This is a genomic window from Aeribacillus sp. SP014, assembly GCF_054055575.1.
Genome location: NZ_JBSRXI010000001.1, coordinates 1,486,322 through 1,509,177, shown reverse-complemented (window position 1 = coordinate 1,509,177; position 22,856 = coordinate 1,486,322). Strand labels below are relative to the sequence as shown.

Below are 22,856 nucleotides of genomic sequence, written 5' to 3'. Positions count from 1 at the left end.
GCTTAAACAGAAACTGATGCTTCTTTTTCTGCTACAGAGGCGGAAGCAAGCTGTTCAGAAGCCTTTCGAAATCATCATAAATCTATTCAACTTCTAAACCTTTCGCAAACATTGAAAAAACTATATCCCAAGGATATAGTTTTCCTTAGTTTTTTATAGAGGGTGTGCTAGAACCTCTCCCGTTCTTTCGAAACGGATTTTTATTCAAGTTGTATCTTATTATATCATACAGAATTGGTTATGCAAACGGCATGCTCCGACTGGAGTCACTCAAGACTTTGTGGGCAACTTTTTTAATCGCTATTTTTTGATAGCGAAATCACTTTTTTCAGGGTACCCTCTTGGTAAAAAAATCTCCTTTTTCAAAAAACAGAATTGAGCCGAGCGTTTGTGGGCAATTTTTTATCCTCTAAATGTAGTCCATGATCATTCTACCAGGAGCAGCCGCACTTTCTTATATTACTGCCACACTTTCCCTTTCATTTAATGAGCAATCAGAGTTCTCATTAAATGAAGGCGCTAATTTTTACCTACAATAATTTTACTTTTACCTCCGCATCATGCCTTTTCCAAGCCTCTGTAGCGTGAGGTCGTTAATTCCTGAATATACTCTTTTAGTTCCGGCATTTCTTTTTTTCTAGCTAATTGAATGGCAAGGTCAATATCATATGGAACACGTATGTGCTGAATCGAAAAAGGAGCCCTTTTCTCCGAGTTGAACGTGCCTTCCAAAATGCAGTAGGATGCTTCGGGCAGGTCCAGCGGATTACCGACACTGCCTGCATTAAAAAGCGTTTTACCGGATAAATGCTGTATAAAGGCATTATGAACATCACCGTATCCGACAACATCCGGCTCCTTCGTTCCCAAACCGGTTTCAACGCTGTTTTCAAACATGGACAATCTTTTTTCAATCGAATCCCAAGGCTGTACTCTTATCCAGACGCTGAAAGGGGATGCATGAAAAAGCCGCAGCCGGCGGCCGCTCATATAAAAATCAATGGAAAACGGGAGGCTACGCAAATATTCTATGTCTTCTTGCGACAACTGATTTTGATGCCAGCGAACGACATCGTTTACATCTTCCCTTGTAATCAGCTCGTCCCAGTTTCCTTTTAAAACAAAATCGCAGGAGCTGCGGACGATATCGATCGCTTCTTTTGATTCAGGTCCTTTTCCGACAAGATCTCCTAAACAAAAAATTCGATCTACATTTCGCAAGCTTATATCTTTCAATACAGACGACAACGCTGGAATATTCCCATGTATATCAGAAATGACCGCGATTTTATCCAAATAAACTCCTCCTTCATTTCCCTACTATTTTATCATGATTTGTTATCGTCTGGAATTTTTTTGAACATTAATAATATGAAAAAGGCAATGCTCATATACCCGAACAGCGGATAAAGCGTGGAAATGAGCTTTCCGTATCCTATCAGGCTGACTAAATAACATAATAATAGGATGAAAATGACACCAGCGATTTTTGCCAAAGGCTTTTCCGATGATAATTGCCGTTCCAAACCATACAGATTGCCGATCAACGATGAAAATATTTCTCCAAAAATAACAAGGATGTATATGTAATAAAAGCCTGAAAACAGCTGCTTGACAATTTCAGCCATTGGGATTTCAAAAAGCCCGGCGTCCGGCAAATGCAGAAGAGAGAAATAGCTGGAAAATAAAATGAAGCTTAATCCGAGACCGCCTACAACTCCGCCCAATTTAATGGCGCTTTCATCCTTTATTGCGTTTGCGAGCGGAACAAGTACAGCCTGAGCAAGAGAGAGATTAAAAGAAACATATAAAAAGCTTGATTTGACTGGTTGAAACACTCCATCCAACGATAAATCGATAAAATCACCCCTAATGATGGCTTCAATGGAGATGATCAGGCTAAACAAAATAAAAAGCGGAACAACCAATAGATTGACGGAAGACAGCCCTTTGACTCCAAACGAAATCACAGCAATGGAAAGCACAATCGTAAAAAAAATTCCAAATTGCTTTGAAAGCGACAGTTGCTCTTCAAAAATCGCCCCCGCCCCCGACAGCATGACCGATGTGATGCCAATCAGCATCATAAACATCAAGCCGTTGACTACATAAGCTGACAACGTCCCAAACAAAAATTGGTTCAACTGCAAATACGAAGATGCATTAATGCGTCTTCCGATCAACATCATTTTCGTTCCCAGCCAAACAAATAAAACGGCAGAACAAATAATTCCAACAATTCCTCCAGCGCCGTATTTTGAAAAAAACTCAACGATCTCTTTTCCCGTTGCAAACCCTGCACCGATGACAGTGCCGATATAGACAGAAGCTATTTGAAGTGCCAATACCCATTTATTGCTCATGTTTCACCCACCTTACTTTATCAACAATATATGGACAAGAAGGGAAAAAAAGACGAAAAAAATTTATAAAAAAGACTTGAAAGTCAAAAAAGGTCAAAGTATAATAAAGTCAGAAAAGGTCAAACAGTGAATCTAACTATTGAATGATTGAGATTGTCTCTTTGATTCCAAAAGGTCAAAGAAAGTCAAAGAAGTTTCTTCTTTTAGTCAAAGTTAATCAAAGTCAAAAAGGAGGAATGCTATATGTTGTGTGAAAATTGCCAAACAAGAAAAGCCAATGTTTTATTAAATGTACAAATCAATCACAACAAACAAGAAATGCGTCTCTGTCAAGAATGCTATCAACAATATAAACAAAAAATCCCAAGTGGTTTTTACGGATTCAGCGGTTTCGATGAATTATTTCAATCATTTATGCCAAACTCTTTTGAGAGCTTTGACCAAGCTGTTCAAGCACAACCGAAATCAGGGGGCGGAAAACAGAACGGCTTCCTCGATCAATTCGGCCGAAATTTAACGGATGCTGCAAAAGCTGGGTTGATTGATCCTGTCATCGGCCGCGATGATGAGGTAAGACGAGTGATTGAAATTTTAAATCGACGCAATAAAAATAACCCGGTTTTAATCGGAGAACCAGGCGTAGGGAAAACAGCTATTGTGGAAGGACTAGCCTTAAAAATTTCTCAAGGAGACGTTCCGCAAAAACTAAAAAATAAAGAAGTTTATTTGCTGGATGTTTCATCACTTGTCGCCAACACGGGAATTCGCGGACAATTTGAACAGCGGATGAAGCAGCTAATTCAAGAATTGCAAGCCCGGAAAAACATCATCCTGTTTATCGATGAAATTCATCTATTAGTCGGCGCCGGTTCTGCGGAAGGTTCTATGGATGCCGGCAACATATTAAAGCCAGCGCTCGCCCGCGGTGAGCTTCAAGTTGTCGGAGCAACAACTCTAAAAGAATACCGGCAAATCGAAAAAGATGCAGCCCTTGAACGACGCTTCCAGCCGGTTATTGTGAAAGAACCTTCCATTGAAGAAGCGATCAGCATTTTAAAAGGAATTCAAGAAAAATATGAACAATACCATCAAGTCAAATATTCAGAAGATGCGATTAAAGCTTGCGTCACACTATCTCATCGATATATTCAAGACCGCTTTTTGCCTGACAAAGCCATCGATTTAATGGATGAAGCTGGTTCAAGATTAAACTTAAAAGCCGAGCCGGCTAATGAAGCAGACATCCACGAGCGGCTTAAACAAATTGCCCATGAAAAAGAAAAAGCGCTAAAGGAAGAACGATACGAACTTGCAGCTAAGCTTCGCGACGAAGAAGCTGCCCTTGAAAAGCAGCTTGAACAAGGAAAGGACAAACAGCAAGCAATCGTTCAAGTAGAAGACATTCAAAAAATCATCGAAGAAAAAACCGGCATACCAGTCGGCAAGCTGCAAGAGGATGAGCAAGCAAAAATGAAACATTTAGAAGAAAACTTGGCGAAAAAAATTATCGGCCAAGAGGATGCTGTCCGGAAAGTGGCAAAAGCCATTCGCCGCAGCCGCGCTGGATTGAAAGCAAAAAACCGACCAATCGGATCCTTCCTGTTCGTCGGCCCGACTGGCGTTGGAAAAACGGAATTGTCGAAAACATTAGCTTTGGAGCTGTTCGGTTCAAAAGATGCCATGATTCGCTTGGATATGAGTGAATATATGGAAAAACATTCTGTTTCAAAATTAATCGGCTCGCCTCCAGGCTATGTCGGACATGAAGAAGCAGGACAATTAACGGAAAAGGTTCGTCGCAACCCTTACTGCATTATCCTGCTGGATGAAATTGAAAAAGCTCATCCAGATGTACAGCACATTTTCTTGCAAATATTAGAAGACGGACGCTTGACAGACAGCCAAGGCCGCACCGTCAGCTTCAAAGATACGGTCATTATTATGACCTCTAACGCTGGAGCAGGTGCAAAACAAGTTCACGTCGGTTTTAACAGCACGGTGGAAAAAGAATCAAGCATCCTTGAATCTCTCGGTTCATTCTTTAAGCCTGAATTTTTAAACCGTTTCGATGCCATTATTGAATTTAAACCGCTTGATAAAGAAGATTATTTGAAAATAGTTGATTTGATGCTTGAAGAAGTTCGGAACACGTTGAAAGAACAAAACATTTCATTGGACGTAACAGAAAAAGCAAAAGAAAAATTGGTAGAAATCGGCTATCATCCATCGTTCGGCGCTCGTCCGCTTCGCCGCGTCATTCAAGAACATATTGAAGACAAAATTGCAGACATCCTGTTAGACGGTGAAGTGCACAATCATTTAATCGCCGACGTAGAAAATGAAGAAATTGTTATTCGTTCATAACAGCTGCCCTAACAGTCCATTAGGGCAGTTTTTTTATTTGGGAGCAGCATCGCAAAAATCGATTCCGATGAATGTGTCGTTTATTTTTTTTATCAAATATAAAATTTTCGTCTTTCTTTGTCGATATAATAATTGAATATAGAAAGAAGAAGGATTTGATGAACATGGACAAAACATCAATTATCGGCATTTTTTTAGGAATTATGGCAATTATTGTCGGCATGGTTTTAAAAGGTGTCAGTCTTTCCGTCTTAATCAATCCGGCAGCTATCGTCATTATTATCATCGGAACGATTGCTGCGGTCGTTATTGCCTTTCCGACAAATGAAATTAAAAGAGTACCGAAATTATTCCGCGTCTTATTTAAAGACACACAAACTTATACGATTCAAGAGTTGATTGTCCTTTTCTCTGAATGGGCGCAAATCGCAAGGAAAGAAGGATTGTTGGCGCTGGAAGCTAAGCTTCAGGAAATAGATGACCCATTTTTAAAGACCGGTTTAAGCATGGCTGTGGACGGTCAGTCTGCCGAGTTCATCCGAGATGTTATGACAGAAGAAATCAATGCAATGGAAGAGCGGCATGAAGCAGGCGCCGCCATTTTTTCTCAGGCCGGCACGTATGCTCCGACTCTTGGCGTATTAGGAGCTGTATTAGGTTTGATTGCCGCACTAGCCAATTTGGAAAATATTGAGGAGCTCGGACATTCGATCAGCGCCGCGTTCGTTGCTACTTTGCTCGGAATTTTTACAGGATATGTTTTATGGCACCCATTTGCGAACAAACTGAAACGGAAATCTCAGCAGGAGGTGCTCGTCCGCCAGGTGATGATCGAAGGCATTCTTTCCATTTTAGAAGGACAGGCACCGCGGACGATTCAGCAAAAATTGGCATTTTATCTTCCTGAAAAAGAGCGGGCAAAGATTTCTGATGAAGGAAGTGTTGCGTCCGATGCGTAGTAGAAAAAAAAACCGCAATGACCATCATACAGATGAAAGCTGGCTTATTCCCTATGCCGATATTTTAACCCTTTTGCTTGCGCTCTTTATCGTCCTATTTGCTCTCAGTTCGATAGATGCCCAAAAATTTGAGCGTTTGGCAAGAGCTTTCAATTCCAATTTTGACGGAGGCATAAGCGTTTTAGAATATCCGAGCCCTCTACCACAACAAGAAATGGAAAACATCGAAGAAAACAAACAAAATGGAAAAGTGCAAAATGAGCCTCATGACAATGATGAATCGGGAAACAGCGATCAAGAGGAATTAGCGGAAGTTCAAAATCGGTTTAATCAATACATTGAAGAAAACAACTTGAAAAACAATATTAAAACATCACTAAACGAAGAGGGTTTGTTAATCACGATTCGGGACGATATATTGTTTGATTCAGGCAGCGCCAAAGTGAGAAAAAAAGATGAAATTTTGGCTACTGACATTGCCAAAATGCTCGCCATGGGCAGTGCCCGCAACGTGGTTATCAGCGGACATACAGACAATGTACCGATTCATAATTCAAACTTTGATTCAAACTGGCATTTAAGTGTTATGAGAGCCGTAAATGTGATGAAAATTATTTTAGAAAACAAAAATCTCGACCCAAGCAAGTTCAGTGCGAAAGGATACGGCGAATACAAACCCGTTGCTTCCAATGATACAGCAGAAGGAAGACAAAAAAACAGACGGGTGGAAATTCTAATTCTTCCAAACAATAAAAAAGCGGAGCCGAATTAAGCCGGTTCCGCTTTCATTTTTCTTTCGCATGGTACCCTACTTTTTTTAATAGATTAATCGCTGTTTCCTTCTCATCTTCTGTCAAAATATTCACGATCGAATCAATCATCTCTTGATGAGAAGGAAAGATTTCTTCAATCCATTTTCTCCCCTTTTCCGTTATTGCTGCATATGTGACACGGCGGTCTTTTGGGCATGCTTTTCGAACTAACAGCCCTTTTTGCTCTAATTTATCAATAACATACGTAATGCTGCCGCTAGCTAAAAGAATTTTTCCGCCGATTTGTTGAAGTGGCTGATCTCCTTTATGATACAAAAGCTCTAAAACGGCAAATTCCGTTAAGTTTAATCCATATGATTGAATGTGCTTGCTAACTTGATCATTCATTGCGCGATAAGCACGTGAAAGAACGATAAAAAATTTTAGAGATTTTTCAATACTGCTGTTTTCCTTAGCCAACTTTCATCATTCCTTTAGTATTTCAATGTCTTGAATTATAATAGTGAAACTTCTCATTATTGTCAATCACTGCATAGAAAATTTCAGAATAAAAAAACTTTTTTTAACCCGATCTTCTTTCAAAAGATCATGCTATAATAAAAAGGTTGATGAAAAAGAAGGAGTTTAAAGAAATGCTGGACTTAACACATCGCCATAAGGTTTTGCTTTACATTTTGATCGTAATCCTGCCCACTTTTCTGATTTCGTTTATCATATGGGAAAAACAAAAAAATATTCTCTTTTCGAAACATGAAAAAGAAGCCGTATATATGCTAGACATTCATCAAAGTCAAATTGACCGCTTAATCTCGGAAACAAAAACGAGAATGGAAACAATGGCGTTATTCATAGATCAAGAAAATAATCCAAACCAAATTCAAAGAGCTCTAAAAGAAACCCTACAACAAGAACCCCGCTTTACCGGCCTGTATATCGCAAATGCAGACGGAACAATAAAAATCGGCACTCAACCCGTTTCATTACATCATGACATCTCTTCGGAAAAATGTTTTCAATCTGCGCTCGCAACAAAAAAGACTGCTATTTCAGAAGTTCACGATAAAAAGCTTATCACGATCTGCACCCCGATTGTAAATCAGCAAAAAGATGTAAATGGCGTTTTATACGCCACATTAAGCATAAACTATATACAAAATATTATGAATGTACTGAGCCCAGATTTATATATCGTGGTGAGCGACACGAAGAACAACTTTCTTTTCAGTGCAGGCGAAAAAGAAAAGGACGCTTCCGAAAAATCTGTTCAAACTGATATTACCCAGCTTCCATGGGTGCTGAAAGCGTCGGTCGCTCCGGTCAAGCCGTTGGAAATCTCTCAAGTTGTTTTAACTTATGCCGCCATTGTATACATTTTTTTTAATATTATTTTTTTGTTGATCCAATATTATTTGCTGAAACGTAAAGCAAGATTGGAAGAAGAAAAAATTAAAGCGCAAAAGCTTGAACTGGTCGGTACTCTCGCTGCCAGCACAGCGCATGAAATCCGAAATCCTTTAACTGGAATTAGCGGTTTTATTCAACTGTTAAAGAAAAAATATCAGTCAGAAGAAGATCAGCATTATTTTTCCGTCATAGAAAAAGAGATCGACCGAATCAATGAAATTGTGAGCGAATTTCTCGTTCTCGGAAAACCAACCGCTCATAAACACAAACTGTACGACTTAAATCAGATTATCGACGAAGTCATGCCGATCATTAAATCGGAAATCAATCTCCATCGAACAAATTTTCAAGTTCATATGGATCGGCATAATCCTATTCGGATTTATTGTACAAAAAATCATATTAAACAAGTTTTGTTAAATTTAACGAAAAATGCTTTAGAAGCAATGGACATGAACGGATCATTAGAATTGATTGTCAAAAAAGAAGCAAATCTTGCAGTTATCAAAGTGATCGATACAGGGAAGGGGATTCCTGAAAAAATGATGGAAAAAATTTTTGATCCATTTTTTACGATGAAAGACAGCGGCACCGGACTTGGACTGGCAATATGCAAACGCATTGTCGATATGTATGACGGCACCATTGAGATTGAAAGCAAATTGAATGTCGGCACAACCGTGACGATAAAGCTGCCGCTATCAAATAAAAGCTGAAGCTCGATGTGATTCTGAACTGGGCGAAAAACAGCCTTCTTGTTCTAATGTAAGCCGCATCTAAAAATGCTTGATGATGCATTTGATGCAGGATTGGTAGAAACCGATGAAAGCGACGGTTTCTACCTTCTTTTATCTATTTTTGAATCAAAAACCGATTAGAGGACCGGGGCTAAAAAATGCTGAGTCGTACCCAATCATTTTCTTATGATGAATGATATCTTGACATGCGGCTTCCGCTTTTTCCTTTTCTTCCTTTTTGAGAACGTGTTTTTCCCATTATTTTTACTGCACCTTTATAAACGATATAAATGCTCAAAAAAGCGAAGAACAGAGCGAGAAATCCCCATAGTCCTTGCACAATATCTTCAAATTCCATATTTCCTCTATTCGTTATTTTTTGTTGAATCTCAATGGCAAACACTATGACAACTAGTACGGTCATTGTATAAATAAACGATATACATAAAATGCCGAATTTTGCTATATATTTAAATACCACATGTGTAATGAAAAAGATAACCATGCCGAAAATGCCGATGATCCAAAAATGCAGCTGTTTATCTGTTAATTGAAAACCAGCCATTTCTACTAAATGGATAATATTGTCATGAAAATCATTAATCAGTTCTACAATAAACAAGAGCGCTTCTTTCATATAAAATCTCCTTCTATTGATAAAATAACAAATCTATTATAAAACATTATTATCAAAATTTATTTTTTCTGAAAAGGGGTACGATTTTATGTACGACGTATATATTGGGAGTTTTTTATCAGCAATGTCTACAGGTTTAGGGGCTGTCCCGATTCTTTTTTTGCAAAAAACGATTAAACATAGAGGAAGAGATTTATTATTAGCATTCAGCGCTGGAATTATGATGGCTGCTTCCATGAGGGGGTTGATACCTGAAGCATTAGCAAACGGAAATATAATGAAAATGTGCATCGGATTAATACTTGGAGTGCTTATATTAACAATTTTAGAGAAAAATATTCCTCACATTGAACTGGAGCATACGAAAGAAGGAATACAATTTGACGAAAAAGCATTGCTCATTATCTCGGCGATCACCTTACATAATCTCCCGGAGGGTCTATCTGTCGGAGTAAGTTATGCCTCAGAGAAACAAGATTTAGGTCATCTAATTGCTCTTGCAATCGGGCTACAAAATGCACCAGAAGGCTTATTAGTTGCGCTTTTTTTAATCAATCAGAACATTTCCCGCATCAAAGCCTTTTTCATTGCAACGTTGACAGGAGCGATCGAGATTGTCACATCTCTAATAGGGTTTTATTTAACAACATTTGTTGAATCTTTAGTTTCTTACGGTCTTGCTTTTGCTGCAGGAGCAATGCTTTTTATCATTTATAAAGAATTGATTCCGGAAAGCCACGGCGATGGTCATGAATTGACTTCGACATATTCTTTTATTTTCGGAATTTTATTTATGATTGTGCTGACTGAACTTTTTTAAGCTTGTCAAATATGTGTTTTCTTTATTTTTCAACCGTTGCAACAAAAGGATTTGTTAATGTCCATTTCATAGGGTGGAAAATCGATTGATTTTTCTCATCGCTGCTTACCATTTGCTGGTATTTGTTTAAAAGCTTGTCCAGTTCTTGGCTCAGCTCAATCGTCTCTTTGCTGTTCATACCGTTTACTTGAGCCATCTCAATCATTTTTTGCCTTTTTATTATGATTTCTATGAACAGCTTTTCTTTGCGCAGCTCTTCTTCCGTTGCCATTTCTCATATCCTCCTTCCAAATCTCGCGGTCTAAAGACACGCACTCGGTTATTATTACAGATTCTACTATTTTTGTAAATAGATTCGCAAATTTAGACAATATTTTTACACAAGTATTTGACAATCCTCTTTAATATTTACGTAAGGAGGATTGTCAAAACATTCATACAGTCATAAAAAGCTTATCCAAAAGCCTTTTTAAAAGAAAAAATTCGACTTCTTTTTTACTTGCTGACAGCAGACCAAAGCTTATTGCCTCAATAACCGCTGCCGTTTTATAGGTCGGAGGACAATATTTGAGCAATGATAAGATGCTTGTTTTCTATTTAAAATATTGTCGGAAATTTCTTTCCTTTCATTAAGAAAAGCTGCGCTTATTTCTATCCTCACAACGACAAGCCTAAAAAACAGCGCAATTTTATCGGATTTTTACAGCTGTTCCAGTTGCTACAACCATCATCATCCCATCTCGTAATGTTTCAAAGTCAAGATCCACTCCAATCACAGCATTGGCTCCCAGATTTTTAGCTTTCGCTGTCATTTCTTCAATAGCTACTTCCCTTCCTTCTGAAAGCTTGCTTTCATATGCGCCGCTCCTGCCGCCGACAATATCCGTAATGCCTGCCAAAAAATCGCGGACAATGTTTGCCCCAAGAATGGTTGTACCGCTGACAATCCCCAAGTATTCTTCAATTTCCTTTCCTTGCAAAGAATTGGTTGTTGTAATAATCATGGATTTCCCTCCATTATTTATTTTTGTACTTTATTACGTTTGAAAAAACGTTTCGTTCCATTCTGATTCACAAATCATTCTACTTTTTCTCTAAATTGTAGTAAAATTGTAGTAAAAAGCGAAACCTTGCTTTCCGTTTGTTCGTAAATTTATTAAACAATGCTGACAGGGGTAGGATCATGAAATCGATATTCTTGTTTTTCATAAGAAGTTTTATTGCTGTTTGTTCGATGTCTGTTCTTTGGTTTGCCTTGTTTTTAGGATTTGACCAAGCTTTCATTCAATCGTCTTTGTATGCTGTTGCAGGCGGTATTATCGTCTATTATATCACCAAATGGCTGCAAAAAAGAAATTGGCTGAAGCAAAACGGATTGACAGCCAGTGAATACAAATATGTACAGGAAAATTTAAAAGAAGCAAGACAAAAAATTGCCCGACTGCAGCGCACCTTATTTAGAGCCCGATCGCTCGGAACGATTCAGCAGCTTGTCGAAGCAATCAGGCTTTCCAAACGTATATATCATGTCGTTGAAAAGGAGCCGAAACGCTTCTATCAAGGCGAATCATTCTTTTTCTATCATTTAGATTCTTGCGTGGAGCTTGCAGAAAAGTATACGTTTCTTTCCGCCCAGCCGATCCGCGATCAGAACGTTAAATCATCATTGGAAGAAACGAAACAGATGTTGAATCAAATTTGCGAATCATTGGAGAAAGATTTAATCACCGTTTTATCGAATGATATCGAACATCTTCAATTTGAATTAAATGTTGCGAAAAAACAAACAACGAAATGGAAAGATAGGTGATTACTTTGGAAGAAAAGAAAGAGTTGGATCTATTAGATGATCTATTAAAGGACCCATTTGGAGAAAAAGAAGATAAGCCCGCATCACCTTTAGCAGTCGGCGAAGAAGAACAGCCGAAAAAATTTATCGACATGCTCTCACAGGAGCATAAAGCAAAGGCTGCACAGCTGGCAGCTCAAATTGATTACAAAAACCGGCATTCGCTCGTCCAATTTGGGGCTTCCGCTCAGCAAAAGCTCTCCAGTTTTTCCCACGAAATGCTGGACTATGTTCAAAAAAAGGATATAGGGCCTATAGGCGATATTTTAAAAGAGCTGATGAGCAAACTCGAACAAGTAAACCCGGAAGAATTAAAACCGGAAAAACGAAACTTCTTCTCTCGTCTTTTCAAGAAAATATCTAGTTCGATCAATGAAATTTTATCCAAATACCAAAAAATCGGGGCACAAATCGAACGCATTACAGTCCGGCTGGAAAATTCAAAAAAAGCGCTGATGTCCGATATTCAATTGCTCGATCGTTTATATGAGCATAATAAGGAATACTTTCACGCGCTAAACATTTACATCGCTGCTGGTGAATTAAAATTGGAGGAACTCCATACAAAAGTAATACCGGAATTGCAAAAAAAAGCGGAAGCAACTGGAGATCAAATGGCGGTTCAAGAAGTAAACGACATGCTTCAATTTGCTGATCGGTTGGAAAAACGGATCCATGATTTAAAGCTATCTAGGCAAATTACAATCCAAACGGCTCCGCAAATCCGGATGATTCAAAATATGAATCAAACATTAGCGGAAAAAATCCAATCCTCCATTTTGACGTCTATTCCTTTATGGAAAAAACCAAATTGCGATCGCTCTCACCTTATATCGGCAAAAAGGAGCACTGGAGGCCCAAAAGCAAGTGACGAAAACGACGAACGAGCTGCTTTTGAAAAATGCAGAAATGCTGAAAGCAAACACAATTGAAACAGCCAAGGAAAATGAACGAGGCATCGTCGATATTGAAACGTTGAAAAAAACACAGGACGACCTAATTTCAACAATCGAAGAAACGCTCAGGATCCAACAGGAAGGACGTCTAAAAAGGCAGCAGGCTGAGCAAGAACTAATGCAGCTCGAGAAAGACTTAAAAACGAGACTATTGCAATTTAAACAAGAATAAAAAAGACAAACCGGGATGATTTTTATAGAGGAAAGATTTTACACATATACAGCTGTTGAGTGATTTCGTCCAAGCTTTTTTAAATGCTCATGCAGAACCGGCACGGCATTTACATCATATAAACAGCAAATTTTTTAAAAACTCTGCGCAGGCATCGCAGAGTTTTTCATTTTGAAAGGTTCTATGATGCCCAATTTTTGCATTGCTCTAATTGCAGCAAAAAAGCTTTTTTATCCGTTTGATTGCCTGCATAGCCTACAAGCGCTCCGTTTTTGCCAATCACCCGATGGCAAGGAATTATGATCGGGATAGGATTCGCTTTATTGGCTTGTCCAACTGCCCGAACAGCTTTCGGATTTCCGATCCCATCTGCAACATATTGATAGCTTCTAGCTTCACCGTATGGAATGTTCATCAACTCTTTCCATACTTTTTGCTGAAATGAAGTGCCTTTTGGAAAAATGGGAAGGGAAAATATTTTTCGTTTCCTTTGAAAATATTCCTTAAGCTGTTTCGCTGCCTCTTCCAATAGATCCGTTTTATGTTCCACAACTTTTGAAGATGCCAGAAGCTCTGTAAGCTCCTGCTCGTCCATCAACAAAGAGACAATTCGATTCTTTTCCTCTATAATCCCGATCGTTCCAATAGGGCTGTTCATTGTATGCAAAAAGTACATCCTACACACCTTCTTGACCATTGATAGGGAGCGAAATATAAAATGTCGTTCCATACCCTACTTTGCTTTTGACATCAATTTTCCCATTGTGCTCTTTAATAATTTTGTAGCTTACCATAAGACCTAGGCCTGTTCCCCGCTCTTTCGTTGTATAAAACGGCTCCCCAAGCCGCTTCAGTTTATTTTTTGGAATGCCTGGCCCTTCATCTTGAATGGAAATTTGAACCCGGTGATCATCTTCTTTTGTGATCGAAACATAAATATTGCCTCCATTTGGCATCACTTCGATTGCATTTTTTAATATGTTAATAAAAACTTGTTTTAATTGATTGGGTTCGCAAAATATATCCGGCACTTCCCCGTAGTCTAAATGAATTTGCACATTTACTAGAATAGCCTGTGCATTTAATAATTCTATCGTATCTTTCATGATTTTCACAATATTTTTTTGTTCAAATCGAACAGCTTGAGGCTTTGCCAAAATAAGAAATTCATCAATGATTGATTCAATTCGCTTCAGCTCAGAAGTAATGACATTGAAATACATGGAATAATCTTCTTTTATGCTTCCTTGCAGCAGCTGGATAAATCCTTTTAACGCTGTCATTGGATTGCGGATTTCATGGGCTATTCCGGCTGCCAATTCCCCAACAATATTGAGAGTGTCCGATTTTCTCAGCCGCTCTTCGATTTCTTTTCTTTCAGTGATATCGCGAAATATAACTAAATTCATATTTTCAATAATGTGGCGTTTAAATGAACATTCGAGAATTCTTTCCTGCTTATTTTTCACCGTAATCGCAAATTCTTTCGTCAACCCATCCATTTTCCAATCACTTTTAAAATGAATGGGAAAAAATCGGAATATGCAATCACGTCCAATTTGGTCTTGTGTTAATCCTAAAATTTGCATTGCAGCAGGATTGGCATCAACAATCACCCAATCATCATTAAACAGAAGGATGCCGTCCATCGCTCCGTTAAACACATTCCGAAATTTTTGTTCACTTTCACGCAATTCTTTTTCCATTCGTTTCCGGTCGCTGATATTTCGCAATATGGTCATATGGGTTTTTTCCTTCGGGTTGTATTTTGATGTGAATTCGAGCTGCTTCTTTTGTCCGTTCGGCATGTAAAACATTAATTCTTCCCGGATGGCACCGGATTTTAAATATTCATCTTTCACCTGCAAAAACTTTGGATCATTTGCATTGATAAATCGCATTAAATTGCTTTTCAACAGTTCATCAAAGGGGAGTTCAAATATGCGGCAAGCCCATTGATTCGCGCGTATAATATTTCCAAAATGATCCCAAATAAGGATGGCATCAAGAGCATTTTCAAAAATTTCTCTAAACCTTTCTTCACTCTTCAAAATTTGCTGTTCCATAAGCCTCTTCTCTGTAATATCGCGCAATATCGACATGTAAAATCCGTGTAAAATGTTTGACGTGGTCGTAAATTCAAAAATTTTTCGCGTTCCGTCTTTTAATCGGACAGGCATTTCTCCTTTCATTTTTCCTTTTTCAAACAATACTTCATAAAAATATTTTTTCATTTTCTCATCTTCGATAAAATCTGAAAATTTATAGTTTTTGAGTTCATCACTCGGAATGCAAAAGCTGGTACAAAATGATTGATTGGCATCTATAATAAATCCTTCGTAATCAAAAATGACAATGCCGTCAACAGCACGGTCAAATAAATCCGGAAACAGCTGTTCATTGATCGATCGTTCCTGTTCAAGAATTTTTTTCGAAGAAACATCCCGAAAAATAGCAAGATTGTATGTGCCGTAAATGTTCTCAATGATGCTGTATTCAACATATTTGATTCGGCCGTTTTCCAGTTTTAACATGAGTTCCGCATATTGCTGTTTTTCATGATCAGAAAAATTTTTTATAAATTCGTTTCCTGGCAGGGCTGCTACAAAATCATCTATCGACTTCTCTAGTATGACTTCTTTTTCCATTTCAAAAAGGCGGCATGCTGACTGATTTACTTGAAAAAACTTGCCGTGATGATCTAAAAGCACCATAGCATCTATTGATCGATCGAAAATTTCGTAATATTTTTTTAATTTTTCATTTTCTTGTTGCGCTTTTTTTAAACGTTTTGCCAACAAATCTTCTTCAATGGCTGCAATGTTTTGCTTCAAACTTCCCACCTCTCATTTTAACACTCTCAATATATTTACATTTTCTACAAATTACGTTAGAATCCTTCATGCACTGTCAATTTAGTCAATTCGATGTACCTTTCAGTACGACTGTTTACAAAATGTTGAATTTGTCTTATATTTTAAATCGAAACTTTTTTTGAAGGTGATAACATGAATGAGAGGAACAGCTACTTTGATAACGCCAAGTTTATATTAATTCTTCTTGTCGTGTTCGGCCATTTTATTCGATCGATGATTGAAGACAATTACATTATGATGAACATATACAAATTTATTTACACGTTTCATATGCCTGCGTTCATTTTAATTTCCGGCTTTTTTGCCAAAGGGTTTAACAAACAGGGATACGTTAAAAAAATAGCAAAAAAACTCATTTTGCCATATTTTATTTTTCATGGCATCTATACAGTTTATTATGTTTTGATTAAAGGCGACAATCTGCTCCATTCAATTGATCCTTTGAATCCGCACTGGTCCCTCTGGTTTTTAATAAGTTTGTTTTTCTGGAACGTCATGCTGATCCCGTTTTCTAAATTGAATAAATTGGTCGCTTTAGGACTTTCGTTCTTTATCGGTATTGCAGCTGGATATTTTGATTTCATCAGCAACTATTTGAGCTTGTCACGTACACTAGTCTTTTTTCCTATTTTTTTAATAGGTTTTTATTTAAAGAAAGAACATTTTGCCATGATGACGAAGCTGCCTGCAAGATCTTTAGGGGCAAGTGCTCTGTTGCTTACATCTGTGACGTATTTCTATTTGCCTTTTGAGTATGAGTGGCTGTTCGGTTCCATGCCTTATTCAGCTTTTGGCGAAACGGATATCTTTTCAGGGCTGGTGCGGCTCGGATTTTATTTTCTTACTTTGATTACGACGTTCGGATTTTTCTCGTTAATACCGAAAAAGCGTCAATTTTTCACTGAATGGGGCACAAGAACTTTTTACGTTTATTTATTGCACGGATTTATCATTCAATCGTTCAGAGACAGCGAACTTGAAAGCTGGCTTACAGAAATAGAAAGCATCACGGTATTCGCCATTGTTTCAATTGTCGTTACGTTCTTGCTGTCGAGCCGCTTTGTCAAAACGATCGCACAGCCAATCATTGAACTTCGAGCGACAATGCTAAAAAAAATAGTAAAAGGCTTATAAGACCGGGGCTGACGCACACAGACAGTCACATCACATAAATAGAACGGCTTCTAATAGCTTTTCAGAAATAGGTCTTTTCTACAGTCCGAGATGCTGAAACAACAATCTAGAGTAGTTAGAGAAATAACTTCAAAGGCGTCGCAGTTCCTAAACTTTCTAACTTTAAAAACAAGTCATAAGCCAGAGGTCCTAGCGGGGTATGGAAAATTCGAACATTTGCCAAAAAAATCTGGCGAGGCCCCTCGATGGACTTCGCCAGATGTTCAATTTTTTAGTCAATCCATTCAGCAATCTTCAATAATGAGATAGGCTGTTTTAATTGGCCCATGTACGCCAACCACTAAGTTCATTTCAATATCCGCTGAATTGCTCGGTCCTGTAATAAAATTAATGCAGGAAGAAATCGTTTCGCCTTTTTCCACCATTTGATGAAATTTTCTGGCGGCCTGTGTCATTCTAGGGAGGATCGTGCTTTTCGGAATAATGGAAATATACGTTGTCGGCAAAAGGCTGACCGCCCTTCCTTTCCCTCCCCCATTCAACAAGACAACCGTTCCGGATTCAGCCAGTGTATAATCGCTGAACGTAATTCCGATATTTGCTCTTTCCGCAATTTGAATATTTTCTTTTCCAAGCTCAGGATCCCATATATGCACGTCTGTTCCTTCGTTTGGCAATTCCTCCAATAAAAAAGGCATCAGCCCGAATGCTTCAAACCGATGATCGTCCCACGTCACAATCGGACCGCCTCCATAAAAAGCAATCGCCTCTTTCAGCGTATTTTTCAATGATTTGGAAATCGTTCTGTATACATCGACATGAACATTTTTACATTGTTTTATAAATGCATCAACCAGTTCGTCGGAAGAATAACCAGCAAGTGTTTTTTCTTGAGGGTGAAATGACCAGCTGGGCCGTTCCACCCCTTCCTTCCGGGGATTTCGTCCTAACCTTTGAGCTATCGTCTGCAAAAACGAATCTCGATTTTGAATCGTTCCGTTCATGAACGATCACCACTTTCTTTTTTACGATTGTGAAACCATTCGCGAAAGCTGTTTTTTTCCGGTGCCGGGAAATCACGTATGGACGTCCAATTTTTCAAAGGACCTGGTCCATTGGAAATTTTCCCGTCTTTCGAAAACGGTTTGAGGGCTGCTGGCGCCAGTTTTGTTCCCCACTGATACAGTTTTTGATTCGATGCTCCTATTCCAAATGCCTTCATCGCCAGCTTCTCGCTTATTGGCGCTCGTCCTTCCCGCTCGACAATTACTTGCCGATGCTTATGGAGAAGTTCATGAAGCGGAATTTTTACGGGGCATGCTTCCGTACAAGCGGCACATAGTGTGGAAGCATAAGGCAATTCCTTAAAATCATCATAACCGCCAAAAAGCGGCGTCAATACAGCGCCAATCGGACCTGGGTAAATCGATCCGTACGAGTGGCCGCCTATATGCCGATATACAGGACAGACGTTAATGCACGCTGCACAACGAATGCATTGAAGAACAGGCTGGAATTCAGTTCCTAAAATTTTGCTTCGTCCGTTATCAACAATCACCAAATGGAATTCTTCCGGTCCGTCAACATCCTCTTTTTGTTTCGGACCAGTTAAAACCGTTATATAGCTCGTTAATTTTTGACCGACTGCACTCCTTGTCAAAAGACTGACAAGCACATCAAGTTCTTCGAATGTTGGAACTATTCTTTCCATCCCCATGACAGTTATTTGTGTTTTCGGAATGGTCGTCACCATGCGGGCATTTCCCTCATTTGTCACTAAACAAAACGATCCGGACTCGGCAATGGCAAAATTGCATCCTGTGATGCCGACATCCGCTGTTAAAAATTCCTCCCTAAGCATTTTTCTCGCATGGAGTGCAAGCTCCTCAGGCTTTTCTGTTTTCTCATACCCAAGTTTTCGCTGAAACACATCTCGAATTTGTACCTTATTTTTATGCAGGGCTGGGGCTACAATGTGCGAAGGCGGATCATGATCATCAATCTGCAATATATATTCGCCTAGATCCGTTTCAATAACTTCACAGCCCGCTTCCTCCAAACATTGATTCATATGAATTTCTTCCGTCACCATCGATTTCGATTTGACAATTTTGCGAGCCTTTTTTTTCTTGATAACGCTTTGGATGTAATCGTTCGCTTCCTCCGCTGTTTGAGCAAAAAAAACATGTCCGCCCCTTTTTGCAACATTTTCGCTTAACTGGTGTAAATAATAGTCCAAATTTTCCAATGTATGCTTTCTGATTTGTTCACCGAGCGATCTCCATTCTTCCCAATTGCCAAGCTCTTCAGCAGCTTCCAGACGTCTTTTTCTCAGCCTTTCTTGAGCATCTTGGACTGCATTTCTCATAAAATCGTTTTCAATATTTTTTTGCACCCTTTGATCAAATGGCTGATCCGAAATTTTCATTGCCATCCTGCTTTCCCCCCTCCATTATTCGATACTGTTTAACACCTCAGCAATGTGCATGACCTTCACTTGTTTATTTTTCCGGCTTATTCTCCCCCCGATATTCATTAAGCAGCCGCAGTCTGCCCCGATTAAATAGTCGGCATCGGTTTCCTCAATATGCCGAACTTTTTCATCAACCATTTGTTCAGATATTTGTTCCATTTTGACGGAAAACGTTCCGCCAAAGCCGCAGCAATCATATGCATTTGGAAGCGGAACCAATTCAAGCCCCTTCACGTTTGCCAGCAATTTAAATGGTGCCTCCTGAACTCCAAGAAGACGGGTCATATGACATGATGTATGATAGGTTGCTTTTCCTTTTAATGTTGCGCCCACATCTTCCAAATTTAAAACATCTACAATAAACTGTGTTAATTCATACGTCTTATTTGCAAGCTTTTGCGCCTTTTCTTTCCAAACCGGATCTTCATCAAAAATGTGCGGATATTCCTTAAACATCGTGGCACATGATCCGGAAGGTGTGACAACATAATCGGCATGTTCAAAGGTGAGAATCATATTTTTCATCGCTTCTTTTGCCGCTTGAACATATCCGCTGTTATAGGCAGGCTGTCCGCAGCAAATTTGACTTTCCGGAAATTCTACTTCGCATCCAAGTCTTTCTAAAAGCTCAACTGTTGCTTTGCCTACTGAACCGTTAAATACATCCACTAAACATGTGACAAATAATGAAACTTTCAATTTGCTCCCCCCGCCTTGTGAAACAGTTTCAACTAAGATGTAACCCTTTTCTTTTCACTTTATCGCTTTTTTTATCTTTAGTCAACAGGTCATCTGATGACTAGAAAGGAATATGCTTGCTTTATTCATAAAAAAAAGCCGCCGTGTCGATCCATTGTTTGAAGATATCATGCTTACTATTGGGATCCATGAGACGGTTTAACACCATGGCAAAAACGGCTTCGTCATACTGAGAAGCAGCCTCGGAATCATCCATGATTTTACATAATAGCCGACCAAGCCCTAACTTTTCCCATACCTTTCGGAACAGATAAACCGGCCCAAACTCTTTTGTCCAAAGCACGGAGACAGAAGAGGAAGAGCCTTGCCCGTGAATTCGGTCAAAGTAACGCTCTGAAAATTTGATTAATCCCTCGATTTATTTATCGACAGAGCCATTCTCTAATAAATGCTCTAACCTCCCTAGATTATAAAGCGTTTGTTGCCGAACTTTATTGTCTACACGAAATGTACGACATATTTGTAGATATTGACGAACAGAACCATTTTTATTTTTTGCTTATTAATTCGAATATACATATGTGGGTTTATTTGGCATGTATTTTTTTGAAAATGGCATTGAAAACTCCAAAGTATCCTCTTGTCAAATTCCGCTTCCCCCCCAAAAGACCCGAAATTAGTAATTAAATTTCCTAGTCTCTATTTTTATATAACAAATTATACCATTTTCCCATATTATATATTGTGTTATTTTCGATAGAATATAAGTGTAATGATTAAAGGAGGTAATATTATGGAGAACCCTAATGAAAGATTGGATTTAGATGATATTTTAGCTATAATTGAAAAACTTCCTGAAGAAGATGCAAAATCATTTCTAAAAATAATTTATGGGAAGCTTGGAAATTTTAAATATTCTACAGAAGACATTACAAAAGAAAATATAATCAATGACATTGAAACAATTTTTAGTGAGAAAATACCTAAACTTTTGCAAATAAGAGAAGAACAAAAAAATAAATCTACATAATCTTTATGTAGATTTTTTCTTTTAAACTTAAACTGTAGATGAGTAAATTCCATTACATTTATTACCATCTTTAAAAAGAAAACAAAAATACCCTAATGCCACTCGTAACTGGTTTTTAATGGAATCTAGTGGCACTCCTCGTTGGGCTTCGTAATAAATAAACTCAGTGAGATTGTGAATTTTTCTCGATCTTACACTCGCAAGACCGGTTGAAAAATCACTTGAATGTTCTGTCATGCAATAGATATACGTAAATTGTACGATGGTCCAATATCGTTTAATGGCTCGCTCATGTCGGGGCTGTCTAATAATCGATTTTCCGGCTTATAGACGCCCTTTAATGTTTTAGAAATGTTGATATATCAATGCTTATGATGTTCCGTTTTCAATGGATTTTGACTTTCTGGACAGCCCCTAATGTTTCTTTCGTTTGCCGAAAGTAGCTTTCGATCGACCAGCGTTTCGCATAGTATTCAAGAATAGCCTGATCACTCAGTTTTTGTGTCTGTACTTAAAAAACAACGCAAATGCTCGCTCGTCATCGGTTGATCGGTTTTCCAACAAAACAATACCACGGCATTTGGAATGTCGTTCAATGCCCCTTCGTAGCGATACACTCGATACGTTTCCCCTCCCACGGTCACGAGGTGGGTATCGGAAACATCGATGTAACGGGCAAATTCTTTGACGGATGGACGAATTCCTTGTGGATACAGGATGCGGTTGGTTTTCAGTGCTGCCCAAACGGGTTTCTCCCGAAAAATTTTTTATTGCCGCAAAAAACAACAGTTCTTTTGTCAGTTCAAGTCAGAGACGGCATGTGTAAAAACGCTTGCATCATATGTCAATTCCTAGTTAAAAAGACTCTGTTTTAGCCCCTGTTTTTATATGGGCTTTATGATGTTTTTTCAAAACCTTTTCAACATTTGTCAGGTGTGCGAGCATTAAATGCTGTGCTTCTTCCGCGTTTTGTTGTTCAATTGCTGTAAAGATGGCTTTATGCTCTTGAAAAATTCGTTCTGCGGTTACTTGCTCTGAATAAAGCCAAATTTTTCGTGTTTCCCGCATCGTTTCAACAATCATGTCGGCTACATTGTTCATTAAGCTTAATAAAATGGGGTTTTGCGTAGCGGCTGCGATCGCTTTATGAAACTTCCAATCCGCTTTTTCTCCTAATTCTTCATCGTTTATATGGATAAGCATTTCGTCAAGCGCAGCTTTCATATCATGGAGATTTTGCTCCGTCCGCTTTGCTGCAGCAGTAAATGCAGCACCGACTTCTAATATTTTTCTAACCTCTAATAAATGTTCAATATCTTTCATATTCATTAACGCCGCTGTCGAAAGAGAAAACGTGAATGACATGGGATCAAACTCTTTTACAAACGTTCCTTCCCCTTGTTTCATTTCAACAATCCCCATTGCTCTTAATGCGCTTAATGCTTCACGAATCGCTGCACGGCCGACTTGAAAATTTTCAGCAAGCTGATGAACGGATTCCAATTTTTCTCCAGGTTTTATTTCTCCTTTTTTAATCATATCTAAAAGGGCTTCCGCCACTTCTTCATAAAGCTTTCTCGGTTTGATTTGTTTATATTCCATTTGCTTCA

20 protein-coding genes, 3 pseudogenes and 1 riboswitch are annotated in these 22,856 nt (G+C 38.6%); of the genes and pseudogenes, 9 read left to right on the top strand and 14 right to left on the bottom strand.

Annotated elements, in window-relative coordinates; translation table 11 throughout:
* Positions 1–139: 139 nt before the first annotated feature.
* A riboswitch (PreQ1 riboswitch) is annotated at positions 140–183 on the bottom strand.
* Positions 184–558: 375 nt separating this feature from the next.
* Together ACVIJU_RS07455 and ACVIJU_RS07450 are read right to left on the bottom strand one after the other, a co-directional pair.
* Entirely contained in the window at positions 559–1,296 is a 738-nt protein-coding gene (locus ACVIJU_RS07455) for a metallophosphoesterase family protein (RefSeq protein ID WP_066247942.1), read from the bottom strand.
* Between the two features lie 32 nt (positions 1,297–1,328).
* Positions 1,329–2,363: a YkvI family membrane protein gene (locus ACVIJU_RS07450; protein WP_327848614.1), complete on the bottom strand. Its 1,035-nt coding sequence runs from the start codon at positions 2,361–2,363 to the stop codon at positions 1,329–1,331.
* Between the two features lie 243 nt (positions 2,364–2,606).
* Here ACVIJU_RS07450 and ACVIJU_RS07445 point away from each other — a divergent pair, with 243 nt between their 5' ends.
* From ACVIJU_RS07445 to motB, 3 genes are all read left to right on the top strand, one after another.
* Positions 2,607–4,727, top strand: coding sequence for an ATP-dependent Clp protease ATP-binding subunit (locus ACVIJU_RS07445; RefSeq protein ID WP_327847896.1), 2,121 nt, complete (start codon positions 2,607–2,609; stop codon positions 4,725–4,727).
* A gap of 164 nt (positions 4,728–4,891) precedes the next feature.
* On the top strand, positions 4,892–5,686 hold the full coding sequence (motA, locus tag ACVIJU_RS07440; RefSeq protein WP_063389457.1) for a flagellar motor stator protein MotA: 795 nt from the start codon (positions 4,892–4,894) through the stop codon (positions 5,684–5,686).
* The gene (gene motB / locus ACVIJU_RS07435; RefSeq protein WP_063389361.1) at positions 5,679–6,458 is read left to right on the top strand and encodes a flagellar motor protein MotB; all 780 of its coding nucleotides are present in this window, start codon (positions 5,679–5,681) and stop codon (positions 6,456–6,458) included. The genes motA and motB overlap by 8 nt, the downstream gene beginning before the upstream one ends.
* A gap of 13 nt (positions 6,459–6,471) precedes the next feature.
* Here the strand turns inward: motB and ACVIJU_RS07430 are convergent, their stop codons facing one another.
* A complete protein-coding gene (locus ACVIJU_RS07430) occupies positions 6,472–6,918 on the bottom strand; it encodes a MarR family winged helix-turn-helix transcriptional regulator (RefSeq protein WP_063389362.1) in 447 nt (148 codons plus the stop codon).
* A 173-nt stretch (positions 6,919–7,091) separates the two neighbouring features.
* On the opposite strand from ACVIJU_RS07430, the gene ACVIJU_RS07425 reads away from it, so the two are divergent.
* A complete protein-coding gene (locus ACVIJU_RS07425) occupies positions 7,092–8,579 on the top strand; it encodes an ATP-binding protein (protein WP_063389363.1) in 1,488 nt (495 codons plus the stop codon).
* A gap of 205 nt (positions 8,580–8,784) precedes the next feature.
* Here ACVIJU_RS07425 and ACVIJU_RS07420 read toward each other — a convergent pair whose 3' ends face one another.
* Positions 8,785–9,237, bottom strand: coding sequence for a hypothetical protein (locus tag ACVIJU_RS07420; RefSeq protein WP_094245532.1), 453 nt, complete (start codon positions 9,235–9,237; stop codon positions 8,785–8,787).
* A gap of 88 nt (positions 9,238–9,325) precedes the next feature.
* Between ACVIJU_RS07420 and ACVIJU_RS07415 the strand changes: the two genes are divergently transcribed.
* Positions 9,326–10,057, top strand: coding sequence for a ZIP family metal transporter (locus ACVIJU_RS07415; RefSeq protein WP_063389365.1), 732 nt, complete (start codon positions 9,326–9,328; stop codon positions 10,055–10,057).
* A 22-nt stretch (positions 10,058–10,079) separates the two neighbouring features.
* On the opposite strand, the gene ACVIJU_RS07410 is transcribed toward ACVIJU_RS07415, so the two are convergent.
* Positions 10,080–10,328, bottom strand: coding sequence for an aspartyl-phosphate phosphatase Spo0E family protein (locus tag ACVIJU_RS07410; RefSeq protein WP_063389366.1), 249 nt, complete (start codon positions 10,326–10,328; stop codon positions 10,080–10,082).
* A gap of 418 nt (positions 10,329–10,746) precedes the next feature.
* A complete protein-coding gene (locus ACVIJU_RS07405; RefSeq protein ID WP_094245531.1) occupies positions 10,747–11,061 on the bottom strand; it encodes a YbjQ family protein in 315 nt (104 codons plus the stop codon).
* A gap of 179 nt (positions 11,062–11,240) precedes the next feature.
* On the opposite strand from ACVIJU_RS07405, the gene ACVIJU_RS07400 reads away from it, so the two are divergent.
* The gene (locus ACVIJU_RS07400; RefSeq protein WP_063389368.1) at positions 11,241–11,867 is read left to right on the top strand and encodes a 5-bromo-4-chloroindolyl phosphate hydrolysis family protein; all 627 of its coding nucleotides are present in this window, start codon (positions 11,241–11,243) and stop codon (positions 11,865–11,867) included.
* Positions 11,868–11,872: 5 nt separating this feature from the next.
* Positions 11,873–13,034 (top strand): annotated as a pseudogene (locus tag ACVIJU_RS07395) (toxic anion resistance protein).
* A gap of 181 nt (positions 13,035–13,215) precedes the next feature.
* On the opposite strand, the gene ACVIJU_RS07390 reads toward ACVIJU_RS07395, so the two are convergent.
* Together ACVIJU_RS07390 and ACVIJU_RS07385 are read right to left on the bottom strand one after the other, a co-directional pair.
* The gene (locus ACVIJU_RS07390) at positions 13,216–13,710 is read right to left on the bottom strand and encodes a methylated-DNA--[protein]-cysteine S-methyltransferase (protein ID WP_063389369.1); all 495 of its coding nucleotides are present in this window, start codon (positions 13,708–13,710) and stop codon (positions 13,216–13,218) included.
* Position 13,711: 1 nt separating this feature from the next.
* Entirely contained in the window at positions 13,712–15,868 is a 2,157-nt protein-coding gene (locus ACVIJU_RS07385) for a PAS domain-containing sensor histidine kinase (RefSeq protein WP_311067139.1), read from the bottom strand.
* Between the two features lie 174 nt (positions 15,869–16,042).
* Between ACVIJU_RS07385 and ACVIJU_RS07380 the strand changes: the two genes are divergently transcribed.
* Entirely contained in the window at positions 16,043–17,044 is a 1,002-nt protein-coding gene (locus ACVIJU_RS07380) for an acyltransferase family protein (protein ID WP_456687433.1), read from the top strand.
* Positions 17,045–17,328: 284 nt separating this feature from the next.
* Here ACVIJU_RS07380 and ACVIJU_RS07375 read toward each other — a convergent pair whose 3' ends face one another.
* The 4 genes and pseudogenes from ACVIJU_RS07375 to ACVIJU_RS07360 form a co-directional block, all read right to left on the bottom strand.
* Positions 17,329–18,048 carry a LutC/YkgG family protein gene (locus ACVIJU_RS07375; RefSeq protein ID WP_456687432.1) on the bottom strand — a complete coding sequence of 240 codons (720 nt, stop codon included), beginning with the start codon at positions 18,046–18,048 and terminating at the stop codon, positions 17,329–17,331.
* Positions 18,045–19,478, bottom strand: coding sequence for a LutB/LldF family L-lactate oxidation iron-sulfur protein (locus ACVIJU_RS07370; protein ID WP_456687431.1), 1,434 nt, complete (start codon positions 19,476–19,478; stop codon positions 18,045–18,047). Before ACVIJU_RS07370 ends, ACVIJU_RS07375 begins: the two co-directional genes overlap by 4 nt.
* Before the next feature lie 18 nt (positions 19,479–19,496).
* Positions 19,497–20,216, bottom strand: a complete 720-nt coding sequence (locus tag ACVIJU_RS07365; protein WP_063389374.1) for a (Fe-S)-binding protein — start codon at positions 20,214–20,216, stop codon at positions 19,497–19,499.
* Positions 20,217–20,358: 142 nt separating this feature from the next.
* A pseudogene (locus tag ACVIJU_RS07360) lies at positions 20,359–20,795 on the bottom strand (IS1634 family transposase); the annotation flags it as partial.
* A gap of 214 nt (positions 20,796–21,009) precedes the next feature.
* On the opposite strand from ACVIJU_RS07360, the gene ACVIJU_RS07355 reads away from it, so the two are divergent.
* Entirely contained in the window at positions 21,010–21,246 is a 237-nt protein-coding gene (locus tag ACVIJU_RS07355; RefSeq protein ID WP_130157746.1) for a hypothetical protein, read from the top strand.
* Positions 21,247–21,658: 412 nt separating this feature from the next.
* On the opposite strand, the pseudogene ACVIJU_RS07350 reads toward ACVIJU_RS07355, so the two are convergent.
* Both ACVIJU_RS07350 and ACVIJU_RS07345 read right to left on the bottom strand, forming a co-directional pair.
* Positions 21,659–21,992: pseudogene (locus ACVIJU_RS07350) on the bottom strand (IS701 family transposase); the annotation flags it as partial.
* Between the two features lie 109 nt (positions 21,993–22,101).
* The gene (locus ACVIJU_RS07345; protein WP_063389375.1) at positions 22,102–22,848 is read right to left on the bottom strand and encodes a FadR/GntR family transcriptional regulator; all 747 of its coding nucleotides are present in this window, start codon (positions 22,846–22,848) and stop codon (positions 22,102–22,104) included.
* Between the last annotated feature and the right edge of the window lie 8 nt (positions 22,849–22,856).